Raw genomic sequence first — 15,129 nt, 5'->3', positions numbered from 1 at the left:
GTCATTCCCTCATCCTTTGAATCGTAGGTTCAAAGGATTTTTTGTGTTTATCTTGTATATCTATTAGAGGAGGTTCTTATTGCTTCCATCTTATGATTCAGTAGTCCGTATTTAGGTTTAGAAATAGGGATGGGGACAATATAGCGTTCTCTCGCATTAGTGCTGAAAAATGAGATTTCGGCAGGATCAACTTAGACATTCGAGAAGAGGAGCGAATAGCGATGAAGAAGCATGCATTAATCGTTCAAGGAGGCTGGGATGGACACCAGCCGCAGGAGGTTGCGGAGTTGCTCGCAGGAGTGCTGCAAGAAGAAGGCTTTGAAGTTCATATATCGAATACATTGGATAGCTTCAAGACTGAAGACTTGTCCAGTATGAATCTAATCGTCCCATGCTGGACGATGGGGGAGATTGCATCCGATCAATTGGAGCCGCTGCTGCGTGCCGTTCACGAGCATGGTGTAGGAATTGCAGGCTGCCATGGAGGCATGGGCGATTCGTTCCGCAAGGAGACGGAGTATCAGTATATGGTTGGCGGTCAATGGGTAGCGCATCCGGGCAATGACGGTGTCGTATATCAGGTACATATTAAGGATCACGAGCATGAGATCACAGCTGGAATGCAGGATTTCACTGTCGTGTCAGAACAGTATTATATGCATGTGGACCCTGCCATTCATGTATTGGCGGATACGGTGTTCCATGGCCATGTGCACATGCCTGTTGCGTGGACGAAGCAGTATGGAGCGGGCAAAGTATTCTATTGCTCGTTAGGCCATCAGGCGGATATTGTTGCGATGCCGGAAACGCTTGGCATGATGAGACGCGGCATGAAGTGGGCCGCGAAATAAGAAGCTGCAAAAGCATAAATTAGGGAGCAAGAGGAGGACACAAGAAATGACGGACAACAATCGTAAAGTTGAACCATTGCGCGCAGGGATTATTGGATGCGGTAACATTAGCGATATATACTGTCATAACTTACAGCGCTGTGCAGAGGTTGAACTGGCAGCTTGCGCGGATCTAGACCTGGAACGGGCGCAGCTTAAAGCGGCGAAGCACGGCATTCCCCGAGCATTAACCGTCGAAGAGATGCTGAGTGATGAAGATATAGATATCATTATTAACCTGACGATTCCTGCCGCGCATGCGGAGGTCAACATTCGTGCGCTGGAGGCGGGCAAGCATGTCTATGTCGAGAAGCCCTTTGCCGTTGAGCTTGAAGACGGCAAGCGAATGCTGGAGCTTGCTGAAGCGAAGAACTTGCTTATTGGCGGTGCGCCTGACACATTCCTAGGCGGAGGCATTCAGACCTGCTTGAAGCTGATCGAGGATGGCGTCATCGGCAAGCCGATCGCCGCGTCTGGCTTCATGCTGTGCGGCGGTCATGAAAGCTGGCATCCTGCGCCTGAATTCTACTATAAGCGCGGGGGCGGCCCGATGTTTGACATGGGTCCGTACTATCTGACCGCGCTTGTCGCTCTGCTTGGACCGATTCGGCGCGTAACCGGCTCGGCGCAGATTACATCACCTCAGCGGACGATAACAAGCGAGCCGTTGAGCGGGCAAACGATTGAGGTAGAAGTTCCGACTCATATTGCCGGTGTACTGGACTTCGAGGAAGGGGCTATCGCCACGCTCGTTACCAGCTTCGATATCCCGGCAGGAAGCGATCTTCCGCCAATCGAGATTTACGGAACACATGGCACGCTTCGTGTTCCGGATCCGAACTCCTTTGGCGGACCTGTGTACCTGAAGCGGCTGGGAGCGGCGGACTGGGAAGAGATCCCGCTCGTCTATGGATATGCGGACAACTCTCGCGGAATCGGTCTCATCGATATGGCGCGCGCTATTCGTGCAGGGGCGCCGCATCGAGCAAATGGCCAGTTGGCTAATCACGTGCTTGAAGCGATGCACGGCTTCCATATTGCATCTTCATCGGGAACCCATTATGAGATGAAGTCCCGCTGTGAACGCCCGGCACTCTTTGGTGCTGCTCCAGATAGCGTACTGTAGGAAGGCTCAACCTTCACCTACCGGTGAGCTTTCGCCAATACCTAGAAGCTAAGATCAACTTATGAGAATGGAATATAGCCGCTGCAGTCCGGCAATGTCAGGAGCCGAGCCGCAGCGGCTATATTGGCTGTTGGAGTTAGGAGAATGGGATAAGATCCTCAACCTCATTAATAGAAAAGCTATAGACCTGTTTCTCATCTACATGGTATACATTGATAACTTGAGTCTCGCTGTCATAGCCAACAATTCGTCCAGGCAAAGACAATTTAGTTCCTCTTCCCTTATTAATGAGAAGGCGGATTAGCTTGTTCTGATCGATGCAAGCCTTGATCAGATCTTCAATAGAGAGGATACATTTAGCAGCGGGATCGTCATGTGGGTCTTCAGGGCTGTTAATTTCTGTAAGTTGGCTTTCGTGAGATAGTTCTTTAGTAGGTCGATAAGATTTCATAGTGCACTCCAAAGGTAAATTTATAAAAGAATTATACAATAATTTTATCTCAAATGGTGAATGTTCTTTTCTTAAAACCTAACTTTACAGGTGATTATAACTAGTAACATTGTACGTGTTTGTAACTAATAACGTTGGTTTACTTTAAAGGGGATAAATGTAAAGCGGAGAACTGTTCAGGTTGGAACTGATATAAGAGGCTTGCATCATCATACGGAAATGTTCATATAGTTGCTATGAGTATATGGGCTCAGAAGAATTTGCAGGGGCATAACACATAAAAACACAGCTGCTTAAGGACGAAAGTCCTAAATTGCTGTGTTTATGGGTATATCAATAGTATCTTGTATTAGAACATGACCTTGTCGATCCATCGATCTCGCTGATCATTTAGATTAATGAACGTGCGATCCACTTCAATCATTGGACGAGTGGGGTAGTAGGGATTCAGCATGACTACTTTGCCTACCGTTCCATCGTTTAAGATGACGTTGCTTCCGACAGATAATCGGGCAACTGCATTGGAGAATACAAGTACAGCCTTAGGATCCAGCTTGCCAAAGCCATATTCAATCAGTTTATCAATGACTAAAAATGGGGATTCCGCTTTCTGATGCAACCGTTCAGAACACATGGCATGATACATATCGATCACCGCGACGATCTTGCTGTAAGGATGCATCTGGGCACCGGTAATGCCTAGTGGATATCCGCTCCCATCTTCTCGCTCATGATGCTGAAGCGCTGCCAGCGCCACGCCTTGTGATAGTCCAGGAATATGCTTCAACTGCTCATAGCCATAAGTTGTATGCTGCTTCATATCTTCATACTCACTAGGCGTCAGCTTTCCAGATTCCCACAAGATCTTCGGATCGAGCCTCGTCTTCCCAATATCCATCAATATTCCCGCTAAGGCGACCTGCATTCTTTCACTTGAAGGAGTACCCATCCATTTTGCCATTATGTAAGCTAGTGTTCCAACACTGACGCTGTGCTCATACATGTATAGACTGGGATCCTCGGATCTTTTGAGTATAAACAGCAAGTTGGAATGAACATCTATGTCCTGTATGAGAGAATTAATAATTTGACGAATCTCCATGACTGGAATGTCTTGTTTCGCTTGCACCCGTTCGAATATACCTTTAAAAGCATGTGCAGCTGCGTTATAACGCTGTGAGAAATCAGAAGAGACATCAACTGTTTGGGCCGTTATATTCCCATTAAGATCAGACATGAGTGAGACCTCCTTATCTACGCTATAACAATTGATAACGGCTTTACTATTATTATCGGCATGTAACGATCTAAAATGAATATAATTAAGGTCACAAAGATACGGTGTTATGTCATGAATGTTACAGTCAGAAGCTGTATTCAAAAGGGCTGCACACAGAACATTTTTTTCTGTAAGCAGCCCTAATAGCATGTTGTTTATGAAGTTGTACATACAGCCGTAGACTCACGCTTGATCAACTTAGTCGGCAAGAGAATCTCCATAAATGGTTCTTCGCGATGCTTCATGCGCCAGAATAGCTGTTCGACCGCTTTCCTCCCGTACAGCGTCAGATCTACATCCATCGTAGTCGTACTCGGAACAGCTAATTGTGACAGTTGGCCATTATCGAAGCTGCAGATGGAGATATCGGCAGGGATTCTGTACCCCAATTGCTGCAGGGTAGAGTTAACGAGGAAGCCAAGCCCGTCATTGACACAGAACCAAGCGGTAGGCTGCTCCTTTAAGGCTTGCATCGCAGACAGAATCGTAACTTGGTTCTCCTCGGCATGCTTCAGAATCCATTCCTCGCGTACAGTCAAGCCGTAGTTATACATCGCTAATCGAAAGCCATCCAATCGCTCATAATAACTGGGGGAGAATTGAATGTTCCCTACGAATCCAATCTGCTTATGCCCTAACTGTACAAGATGAGAGATAGCTTCATAAGCACTAAAACGATTATTTATTAAGAGACAATCGGCATGCACATCAGGATGATGATGATCAATGAGCACGGTCGGAATTCCAGTCGCAATCACTTCATTGGTATATGAAGTATCAATATGGGATAAGATCAGAATTCCATCCACCTGATGATCCGCGATGAAGGAGGGCATGATCCGATTCTGCATCATCTCTTGTGTAATGGACTGGATGAGCAATTTACTGCCGCGGTTAGAGGCTTCACGCTCAATCGCTAAGTAGATCTCACCAAAGAAGCTCTTCTGAGAAAAAGCGAAGTCTGACGCAATCAGCGCAATGTTCCCTGTGCCTCTGCTAGGCTCCGATTCGATTATACGTTTGCGGCGTCCTTTTGAATACGTATACCCCATCTGCTCAGCGGCCTCATAGATTAGCCTGCGAGTCTCTTCAGACACGCCGTCCTTCCCTGATAGCGCTTGCGAAACAGAATTTTTAGAAATTCCAAGATGATCTGCGATATCTTGCATTGTTACTTTTGGTTTCATCTATAGAGTACTCCTTTTAACGAGAACTAGGAATATTAGGCGTTCTTGGAGAGTTCGTACAATGTTTTGGGATAAATGAACTGTATGCATGACATACTACTAACATTATGCCAGATATTCGTACATTACAAAACTAATTCCTTAAAAATAATTGTAACGTTACAAACGGAGTTAGTAAAGTGTGAATTCACGTTACTTGTAAGGTTGGTAATTGTTTCTTTCAATATAAACATTGTTGACAATCGGCATAAAAAGTTTAATAATGTGATTACAAACGCTTTCAAGTGTTTTGTAATCATATCTAGTAATGTTAATGAGAAATAAGTAACGTTACTAATTGAATTACCTAGATTATTCTCATCACAGGAGGAACTTCATCATGAAGAAGAAAATGGCTTTGTTACTTTCGCTCACTATGCTGTTCTCAGTATTAGCGGGTTGCTCGACAGGTAATGATGCTGCCAAGGGGCCAAAGACAGAAGACGGAAAAATTGTAGTTGAATTCTGGGCAGCTCCAAACCCGCCGCAGCAAGTGTTCTGGACGGAAATGGCTAAGGCCTATGAAGCAGTTAATCCAAACGTGAAAGTTAATGTAAGCGCGATTAAAGAAACACCAAGTTCAGAGGCAAGCATTCAGGCTGCAATTGCAAGCGGTAATGCACCTACCATTTCTGAGAACATCAACCGCGGATTCGCAGCGCAGCTCGCAAACAGTAAAGCGCTTGTGCCGCTCGAGGAAATGCCGCAATTCAAAGATATTGTGGATAGCCGCCACATGACGGAAACGATTAAACCTTGGAAATTTAGTGACGGACATCAATACTTGCTGCCGATCTATTCGAATCCAATGCTGATTGGATGGCGTTTGGATATTCTGAAGGAGCTTGGATATAACGAACCGCCTAAGACGTACAGTGAAGTGCTTGATGTAGCGAAGAAACTGAAAGCAAAATATCCTGACAAGTTCGTATGGGGTAAAGGTGCGGATCTAGCTGATCCAACTGCTTGGAAGCGTTGGTTCGACTTCTTTATCATGTACGACGCAGCGTCTGACGGCAACAAATTTATCGAAGGCGACAAATTCGTTGCTGATGATGAAGCTGGTATCAAAATGTTAGAGTTTGTAGCTGATCTGCAAAAAGAAAATGCAATTCTTGCAAAGAATGTAACCGATCCATTTGAAACAGGTGTAGGTCTGTTCACAGACGTTGGACCATGGGCGTTCAGCTTCTGGAAAGAGAAATATCCTGAGTTGAAATATGGTGAAACATACACATTGTCCTTGCCTCCAGTACCAGATGGAATGGATCCATCCCAGGCTAAGACATATGCTGACGCTAAGGGCTTAGTCATGTTCTCCAGTGTTCCGAAGGAAGAACAAGAAGCAGGCGCGGACTTCCTGAAGTGGGTATACTCTGACGCGAAGAACGATGTGAAATGGTTTGAAACAACAAACCTGCCTCCTGCACGCGATGACTTGACGACATTGCCTGAATTCCAAGCTATCTTGGATAAAAATCCTGAACTGCGTCCATATGCGGAATCCGTTCCACTTGGTGTGCCTATGATGGACAACCCTAAGTACAATGAACTGCAAACCATTATTGGAGCAGAAGCGTTCAATAAGGTCGTACGCGGTGAAATTGATCCAAAAACAGGTTGGGAGAACATGAAGAAGGCGATTGAAAAGGAACTTCAATCATGATAGAAAAAAACAATAATAAGTTGGGCTGGCTCTTCGCCAGTCCATACCTTATTTTCTCGATCGTATTCTTTTTGTTGCCACTGCTCTATTCGTTCTATCTTTCCTTTACCAACTGGGACATGATTTCACCGACCTATGATTTCGTTGGGTTACAAAACTTTACGAAAGCCTTAAGCTCACCAGGCGTTCAAGCGGCATTCTGGGTTACGTACAAATTCATGCTTGTATTCGTACCGCTCGTTACGATCATGTCACTCGGTGTTGCGGTACTGGTTCAGGGCTTACCAAAGTTTCGCAGCTTGTATCTGATCGGGTTCTTCTTGCCGTATATGTCTTCCGGCGTTGTTGCTTCCTTGATTGCTCAGGGCTTCTTGTCTTACAACAGCCCGATCAACGTATTCTTGCGCAATAACTTTGGACTCGATATTGATTGGCTCGGAACTCCGTTTTCGGCGCTATTTATTGTCGCGCTAATCATTGCATGGAAATTTACAGGCTACTATGCGCTTATTCTGACTTCAGGACTTGAGAGCATTGATAAAGAAGTATACGAAGCGGCTGCTATCGATGGTGTAACGGATCGTCAGCGCTTCTGGAAGATTACACTTCCGCTTCTGTACCCTGCCATGTATACAACGTTGATTCTGTCCTTCGGTGTAACATTCGGTATCTTTACGGAGATTTACCAGCTTACAGGCGGTGGGCCAAACTATGCTACGAATACGTGGCAGATGGAGATCTATAGTCAAGCCTTTACGAATCTGCAGACTGGTTATGCATCCGCTATAGCGCTCATGGCTTCTGTGGTGACGTTCATTTCCATCTTCTTCATTAGAAAATTCCTTGAAATGTGGGGTAAGCGAAATGGTTGGGTCTAAGCAAAACAATAAAACACGTCTGACGGTTCGCTATATCGTTGCGTCCTTGCTGCTCCTGGTCATGGTCTACCCGTATCTGTATATGGTATTAAACTCGTTTGCTGATTGGTCAATTGTAGATAAGAAGCTTATACCGACTGACTTTACGCTAAAGTCTTATGAGTGGTTGTTTACAGGCGGAGAAGCTGGAATCGCACGCCCATGGATCAATTCATTCTTCAACAGTGTGATCGTCTCCGTGGCCTCCACGGCATTGATGATGATCTTCGGGATCATGGTTGCTTATGCGTTATCGAAGCTTAAATTCAAAGGCCGCGATACCATTAACAACTTCGTCATGTTCCATATGTTCTTCCCGGCGATTATCTTGCTCATTCCGAACTTCCTGATCATTCAGAAGCTTGGACTGTACGATTCGTACTGGGGCTTGATCATTCCGAAGGCAGTCAGTTTGTGGGCGATATTTATGTACACGAACTTCTTTAAAGCAATACCAACGGTATTTATTGAAGCGGCTAAGCTCGATGGAGCTTCAGACTTTAAGATTCTGTATAAGATTATGATGCCGATGTCGAAGTCCATTACAACCGTTATCTTCCTGTTCCTGTTGATGGAACGCTGGACTGAGCTCCTATGGGATATGATCGCGGTGCAAAGCGACAGCATGTTGACATTGAACGTACTCTTGTCACAGATGTTCGGTCCTTACGGTGGATACCCTGGACCATTGTATGCAGCATCCACGCTGCTGACATTGCCTATTCTTATTCTGTTCTTGATCTTCGGTAAGAAGTTCAAGGAAGGTATGCAATTCAGCTTGAAATAAGAACATGTACCGCCTGTTCCGGTCAGTGGCCGAACAGGCGATATATTTAGGAGGAAGACTTGCATGACAACTGCGGCATGGTGGCAGCAAGCGGTATGGTACGAGATCTACATGCCGAGTTTCTGTGATGGCAATGGCGACGGGATCGGCGATTTCCCCGGAATTACATCCAAGCTTCCTGAATTGGTAAAGCTCGGAGTCGACGGAGTATGGCTGACGCCATTTTACAAGTCGCCAAAGGTAGATAACGGCTATGATATCGCTGACTATTATGCGATTGATCCTGATTATGGGACGATGGAGCAATTCGATGCCTTCATACAAGAAGCGCGGCGTCTTGGGATCAAGGTTATCGTCGATCTGGTGCTTAATCATACCTCCGCAGCTCATCCTTGGTTTCAGCAATCGAAGTCATCCCGTGAGAATCCGAAACGCGACTGGTATATATGGAAAGATCCCGTTGAAAGAGAGGCGCCGAACAACTGGGAGTCCTTCTTTGGCGGGTCGGCTTGGGAGTATGACGAAGCTACGGAACAGTATTACTATCACGCATTTGCCAAAGAACAAGTGGACTTGAACTGGGCGAATCCGGAAGTTCGAGCAGCTATGAAAGACGTTATGGGCTTCTGGCTGGATAAAGGCGTGGACGGCTTCCGCTTGGATGTTATTAACTTCTTGAAAGTATCAGATGACTATCCTGACAATCCGTATAACTCGGATAAGCATGAGCAGGAGCATCTGTATGATAAAGATCAGAACGGGATACTTGACGCAATAGCTGATATATGCGCGTATGTCCATGATCGTGAAGGCAAGTTTATGGTTGGTGAAGTTGGCTCCGAGGATATGGAACAGCTGAAGCGATACAGCGGCAGCGGTATGCTGGATGTCGTATTCAACTTCAATCTAGGCAGCCAGGCATCGTATAAGCCAGAGCGCTTTATGGAAGAGCTCGAACGGATGGAGCAGCTCCATGCGAAGGATCAGATTCCAACGCTCTTCTTCGGCAGTCATGATATGGCTCGCTTCATCTCGCGCTTTGGCGATGGGGATGAGGAGCTGGAAGAGAAGCGTGCCAAGCTTATGGCTGCGCTGATGCTGACTGCAAAGGGAGTGCCGTTCATCTACTATGGCGATGAAGTCGGCATGCGGGATTATGTTGCACCGCGAATCGCGGATATGCGTGATGTTCAGGGCTTAACAGCTTATCAGCTGGCACTCGACAGCGGCAAGCCTAAAGGGATCGCGCTCGCGGAAGCGAACGAGAAGTGCCGTGACAAATCGCGAACGCCTATGCAATGGAACGGAGACGAATACGGCGGGTTCTCTACAAGTGAGCCTTGGATCTCGATGGGGCCAGAGGTAGAGCGCTTGAACGTGGAAGCCCAGCGGGGGCGAGCGGATTCGATATATAGCTTCTACCAAGCTCTGTTGCGGCTGCGCAAGGAGAACCCCGCTCTGCATCAAGGACAATATGTAAACTGGAGCCGATCCGAGAATGTTCTGGTATATGAACGTCAGGCAGGCAATTCGAAGGCGTTGATTTTACTAAACTTCGGAGAGAAACCTGCAGAGGTTCCTGTTGGTTCCACATACAATCGGCAACCGGATTGTTCAAGCTGCCAAGCAGCGAAAACGGCCGCTGCGAATGTCTATTCCTTGGCACCTTATGAAGCAGCAGTATGGGTTAATTGAGTATAGTTCCAATCGTGATGAGAGTTTATATATACGATGATCGAATAGTGATGAAAATGAACAATGAGCATGGGGGGCAATCCATTTGAAGTTAACGAACAGCGGTGTAAAGACATGTGAAACGCTTCTTCAAGAATATATGGCTCTCAGCCCAATGGCGAAGGATGCTGAGAAGCTAAACTTTACAGGTGTAGGCGATAAAGATGTTTACAACATCACGGCACCTTTCCTGGATCAAGGTGAACTGGTTATTGCGGGACGCGTGGAATCTCGCGACAGCGAACATTCTGAAGTATTCTTCTTCGTTGAACGTGACGGAGCTTGGGTACCGCGCGAAGGAGCACCTACCTTCGAATTGCAGGATCCTTTCTTCACGCGTATTCGTGGCGAGCTGATTGTCGGCGGCGTACAGATCTATCCGCATCCAACGATGGAGAACGCATTGATGTGGCGCACGGTATTCTACAAAGGCGCTGCCATTCAAGAGCTGAAGCCATTCTTTACAGGTCCGGACGGCATGAAAGACCTTCGCTTGGTTGAGCTTCAAGATGGAAGTATCGGTGTATTCACTCGTCCACAGGGCGACAAGGGCGGCCGCGGCAAGATCGGCTTTACACGAGTAGAGCGCTTGGAGGATCTTAGCATCGAGATCATTAATGATGCGCCGCTGCTTGAAGGCCAATTCACGGACGAAGAGTGGGGCGGCGCCAATGAAGCGCATCTGCTTGCGAATGGTCTAATCGGCGTGCTCGGACATATCGCATGCTTCGATACTGCGGGAGATCGCCACTACTACCCTGGCGTGTTTGCATTCAATCCACAAACAGGCGAGCACAGCAATATTCAGTTGATCTCGATTCGTGACAAATTTCTACCTGGTGCAACAAAGCGACCTGATCTGGTCGATGTCGTATTCAGCGGCGGAATAGTTCGTCGCCATGATGGCACAGCTACAATCTATTGCGGTATCAGTGATGCAGAAGCTCACCGTATGACGATTCAAGATCCATTTTTATCATTCGAGCAGGCATAATGCTTTTTTACTAGATTTTTTTACATCTAAGGAGCTAACATGATGAACATTTATAGATATGAAGAGAATCCCATTATTACACCGGCAGATGTAAAGCCTCATCGTGATGACTTTGAAGTTATTGGCGCTTTCAACGCGGGTGTAGCTTCTTATAATGGCGAAGTGCTGCTGCTGCTTCGCGTAGCGGAGCGTCCAATTAGCCTTGACCCGATGATTGTTAAGGCGCCTGTGTACAATCCGAAGACGAATGAGCTGGACATCATTGAGCTTCGTACAGACGATGAGCGTTATGATTTCTCTGATCCGCGTGTCATTCGTAATGTAGCGAAGAGCGCAACGTTTGAATACCTGACTTCTATCTCTTATATCCGCATTGCGCGCAGCAAGGATGGTCACAACTTTACGATTGATGAGAAGCCGTTTATCTTCCCATCGAATGAGTTGGAGACGTTCGGGATTGAGGATCCGCGCGTAACGCAAATTGATGATACGTACTATATCTATTTCTCAGCAGTATCCCCAGTCGGTGTTGGCGAGTCAATGGTGTCCACGAAAGACTTCGTGAATACGACTCATCATGGCATGATCTTCGGTCCTGATAACAAGGATGTGCTCATCTTCCCTGAGAAAGCGAACGGCAAATACTACGCGCTGCATCGTCCGACGATGAAGAGCATCGGTAACCCTGAGATCTGGATTGCCGAGTCCGACAATCTGCTCTACTGGGGCAATCATAAGCATGTTATCGGCCTGCGTGAGGGAATGTGGGACAGCGGCCGTATGGGCGGCGGAGCGGTTCCATTCAAGACTGAAAAAGGATGGCTCGAACTCTATCACGGTGCGACGCTTGAGCACCGCTACTGCATGGGCGCTGTGCTGTTCGACTTGAACGATCCGTCGAAGGTTATTGCACGTTCTGAACATCCGGTATTGGAGCCGGAGGCGGATTATGAGAAGAACGGCTTCTTCGGAGATGTTGTATTCTCTTGCGGCGCGCTTGTAGAAGGCGATATCGTGAAGATGTACTACGGCGTAGCCGACACTTCAATGGCATGTGCGGAATTAAGCGTGAAAGAAATATTGGACAGCTTAAAGTACGTTTAAAGATAACGGGAAAGCCAAAGTCGGAAGGGACTTTGGCTTTCTTGTTAGTATGCGCGGCAGTAATCTTATTTGCATCATAAGAAGGAGAGTATGAAGTTGAAGCTATTGCTATCTGACAACTGGAAGCTAAAGGATTATAACGTCGGGGAAGCGCGGGATCTGGAAATCGCGTCGCCAGACTATATCGATTATTTCTGGATGACGACAAAGGTGCCGGGAGATGTTCATTCCACCTTAATCGAACGCGGCATTATCGATGATCCGTTCTTCGGTCATAACGATCAGAAGTGCCGTTGGGTGGAAGAGAAGGTCTGGTGGTACCGCACGACCTTCACCTGGGACGATACGCTCGAGGTGAACGAGCGTATGGAGCTTGTGTTTGACGGGCTCGACACGTTCGCGACCGTGTATCTGAACGGGGTCGAGCTGGGTTCGACCGATAATATGTTCATCGGTCATACGTTTGAAGTAACGCGCGAGCTGAAGCGCGGCAAGAATGTGCTGGCGGTGAAGATCGACCCTGTTGCGCTTCATGCGGAGAGCAAGAAGCAGTATGTATGGTCGGGCTTCAGCAAGAAGCGGGTCTGGACCCGTAAGGCACAGAGCCATTTCGGGTGGGATTGGGGCCCGCGCCTCGTGTGCGCGGGCATCTGGCGTGAGGTCCACCTGGTGAAGCGCAGTCGCGCTCATGTGGACCATGTGTTTGCACGCACGGCTGCGATTGCGGCCGAGGCGAAGGAAGCCGTGGTGGATGTCACAGTGGACATCCGCACGTATGAGCGCAGCCGCGCACACGGGTATTCGGTGTGCGCGGAGCTGCTGGATGCGGACGGGCGTGCTGTCGCGCGCCAGACCGCTCCGTTAGAGGGCTCCGCCGCGTATGTACAGGACGGAGCCCGCAGCGCATTCGCCTTGAGCAGCGAGCTGCAGCTCAAGGTTCTGAACCCGCAGCTGTGGTGGACCCACGACTTAGGCGATCCGTATCTATATCGCCTGCGCATCTCGCTGCTCGCCGGAGATGTGCTGCTGGATGAATATGAGCAGCAGCTTGGCATCCGCACTGTAGAGCTCCAGCTTCACGACGAGAAGGGGGAGCATGCCTTCACCTTCGTCTTGAACGGTGTGAAGCTGTTCGCCAAGGGCGCGAACTGGATCCCGATCGACAGCTTCATTGCAGCTGTGCCTGATCAACGCTACACGAACCTGATCGAGATGTCGAAGGCCGCGAATATGAACATGCTGCGCGTATGGGGCGGCGGCATCTATGAGCGCGACATCTTCTATGACGAGTGCGATCGTCTCGGTCTCCTCGTGTGGCAGGACTTCATGTTCGCCTGCGCGCTGTATCCTGACTACAACCGCAACTTCATGGACAATGTGCGCCGTGAGATTGAAGCGGTTGTAAAACGGCTCCGCAGCCGCACTTGTCTTGCGTTATGGTGCGGCAACAACGAGAACGATTGGCTGTACGAAGCGCTGCATGCGAGCGGTGAGATTCCGCATCCGTTCTATGGAGAGAAGATCTATCATGAGATGATGCCTGCTCTGCTTGAGCAGCTTGATCCTTCACGTTTGTTCTGGCCGAGCTCGCCATATGGCGGCAACGATCATAATTCTCGCGATGTAGGCGACACGCATAACTGGCAGGTATGGCACGGCAACATCGAGCCTCGTCAGTTCGGCGAGCCGCAGCTGCAGGATTACAGCGTGGAAGGCTTGTCGTTTAAGAAATTCAAAGGAGACACGACCAAGTTCGCAAGTGAATTCGGGATGCATGCCTCCTCGAATCGATATACGTTGCAGCGCAATATTCCGGAACGTGAATTCGTCTTTGGCAGTGAAGAGATGATGTATCGCAATAAGGACATCCATCATCCAAAGGGTGTGCTTCTGATGGAAGGCTACACGGGAGTCCCTCGTGACATCGAGGAGTATATGAATTACTCGATGCTGACTCAGGCTGAGGGCTTGAAGTACGGTATCGAGCATTACCGCCGCAACAAGCCGGAGACGAGCGGAGCCTTGTACTGGCAGTTGAATGACTGCTGGCCTGGGACGAGCTGGTCCGTAATCGATTATTACGGGCTGCCTAAGGCTGCTTATCATTACTCGCGCAAATTCTTTGCGCCAGTGCTGCTGACGATCGATCACGATGCAGGAAGCAATCTGAAGCTGTGGGTGCTGAATGACAAGCTGGAAGCTTATAACGACTCCATTGAACTGCTTGTCTATCGTATGGATGGAGGATTGGCAAGTCGACGCCTCTATGAAGTGAATATTGCTCCTAACAGTAAACAGATGATTGAGGAGCTGCAGGAAGCGGATATCTTGGCAGGTGAGGAGCCGACCAAGGTTGTCATCGTCATGCGTTCTGCTTCAGGACTAACCGAGGATAACTTCTATTATATGCGTGATCAACGGGAAATGATCTTGGAGACAGCTCAGCTGCAAGTTGAGGTGTCCGAACAGGAAGCATGTTCAGGTACGCTTCGGATTCGTACTGATCGATTCGCGCGCATGGTGAAGATTGAGCTGGATTCTCCTTGGGTTGTGATCGAGGACAATTTCTTCGATCTACTCCCTGGTCAGGATCGAGTCATTCGGATCTCTCATCCGAATGGCGATCTGATTCCTTGGGACAGTCTTCGAGTATCTGCGCTGAACACCAAGTAAGAATATAGCTGCAAGCTTCTCTTGAAAGTCTAGCAGCGCTATAGGAATTCGGAACCTCCAATACCTCATACAAGAGGCGTTGGAGGTTTTTTATTTTAGTCCCATTGCACTTCCGCGAGAGGAAGAAAGTACTCCTTCACCCCATTTTACGACACTCATAGAATTGAGACCGACGCTTCATGTAAATTGTTTCATTTACAATTATCTTAAATTTAAAGCAACCTCTGTTTACACTAAGGCTCTATTCTTAAATTGTTTGCAATACTCCATTTACTAGACAGG

Annotated in this window: 12 protein-coding genes; 9 read left to right on the top strand and 3 right to left on the bottom strand. The window is 47.8% G+C overall.

From position 1 onward, the window contains the following. The first annotated feature begins 221 nt into the window (after positions 1–221). Together ACXX53_RS03820 and ACXX53_RS03815 are read left to right on the top strand one after the other, a co-directional pair. Positions 222–851, top strand: coding sequence for a ThuA domain-containing protein (locus ACXX53_RS03820; protein ID WP_458567258.1), 630 nt, complete (start codon positions 222–224; stop codon positions 849–851). 46 nt (positions 852–897) lie between these two features. Then, positions 898–2,016 carry a Gfo/Idh/MocA family protein gene (locus tag ACXX53_RS03815; RefSeq protein ID WP_458567257.1) on the top strand — a complete coding sequence of 373 codons (1,119 nt, stop codon included), beginning with the start codon at positions 898–900 and terminating at the stop codon, positions 2,014–2,016. Between the two features lie 136 nt (positions 2,017–2,152). Here ACXX53_RS03815 and ACXX53_RS03810 read toward each other — a convergent pair whose 3' ends face one another. The 3 genes from ACXX53_RS03810 to ACXX53_RS03800 all read right to left on the bottom strand — a co-directional run bounded on the left by ACXX53_RS03810 (position 2,153) and on the right by ACXX53_RS03800 (position 4,933). Then, the gene (locus ACXX53_RS03810; RefSeq protein WP_458567256.1) at positions 2,153–2,467 is read right to left on the bottom strand and encodes a hypothetical protein; all 315 of its coding nucleotides are present in this window, start codon (positions 2,465–2,467) and stop codon (positions 2,153–2,155) included. A gap of 349 nt (positions 2,468–2,816) precedes the next feature. Next, positions 2,817–3,704, bottom strand: coding sequence for an HD-GYP domain-containing protein (locus ACXX53_RS03805; RefSeq protein WP_458567255.1), 888 nt, complete (start codon positions 3,702–3,704; stop codon positions 2,817–2,819). Positions 3,705–3,901: 197 nt separating this feature from the next. After that, positions 3,902–4,933: a LacI family DNA-binding transcriptional regulator gene (locus tag ACXX53_RS03800; protein WP_458567254.1), complete on the bottom strand. Its 1,032-nt coding sequence runs from the start codon at positions 4,931–4,933 to the stop codon at positions 3,902–3,904. A 379-nt stretch (positions 4,934–5,312) separates the two neighbouring features. Between ACXX53_RS03800 and ACXX53_RS03795 the strand changes: the two genes are divergently transcribed. From ACXX53_RS03795 to ACXX53_RS03765, 7 genes are all read left to right on the top strand, one after another. Then, on the top strand, positions 5,313–6,638 hold the full coding sequence (locus tag ACXX53_RS03795) for an ABC transporter substrate-binding protein (RefSeq protein WP_458567253.1): 1,326 nt from the start codon (positions 5,313–5,315) through the stop codon (positions 6,636–6,638). After that, a complete protein-coding gene (locus ACXX53_RS03790; protein WP_458567671.1) occupies positions 6,638–7,516 on the top strand; it encodes a carbohydrate ABC transporter permease in 879 nt (292 codons plus the stop codon). The genes ACXX53_RS03795 and ACXX53_RS03790 overlap by 1 nt, the downstream gene beginning before the upstream one ends. Continuing rightward, positions 7,503–8,342, top strand: a complete 840-nt coding sequence (locus tag ACXX53_RS03785) for a carbohydrate ABC transporter permease (protein WP_458567252.1) — start codon at positions 7,503–7,505, stop codon at positions 8,340–8,342. Before ACXX53_RS03790 ends, ACXX53_RS03785 begins: the two co-directional genes overlap by 14 nt. Positions 8,343–8,405: 63 nt before the next feature. Next, the gene (locus ACXX53_RS03780) at positions 8,406–10,037 is read left to right on the top strand and encodes an alpha-glucosidase (RefSeq protein WP_458567251.1); all 1,632 of its coding nucleotides are present in this window, start codon (positions 8,406–8,408) and stop codon (positions 10,035–10,037) included. An 85-nt stretch (positions 10,038–10,122) separates the two neighbouring features. Beyond that, entirely contained in the window at positions 10,123–11,070 is a 948-nt protein-coding gene (locus tag ACXX53_RS03775) for an MTP-1 family protein (protein WP_458567250.1), read from the top strand. Between the two features lie 42 nt (positions 11,071–11,112). Next, on the top strand, positions 11,113–12,174 hold the full coding sequence (locus tag ACXX53_RS03770) for a BtaManbiosPhlase (RefSeq protein WP_458567249.1): 1,062 nt from the start codon (positions 11,113–11,115) through the stop codon (positions 12,172–12,174). Positions 12,175–12,264: 90 nt separating this feature from the next. Further along, a complete protein-coding gene (locus ACXX53_RS03765; RefSeq protein ID WP_458567248.1) occupies positions 12,265–14,847 on the top strand; it encodes a beta-mannosidase in 2,583 nt (860 codons plus the stop codon). Positions 14,848–15,129: the final 282 nt, after the last annotated feature.

It is taken from the genome of Paenibacillus marinisediminis (genome assembly GCF_054343325.1).
The sequence above is the reverse complement of the archived record's forward strand: the minus strand, read 5'-3'. Positions and strand labels throughout refer to the sequence as shown.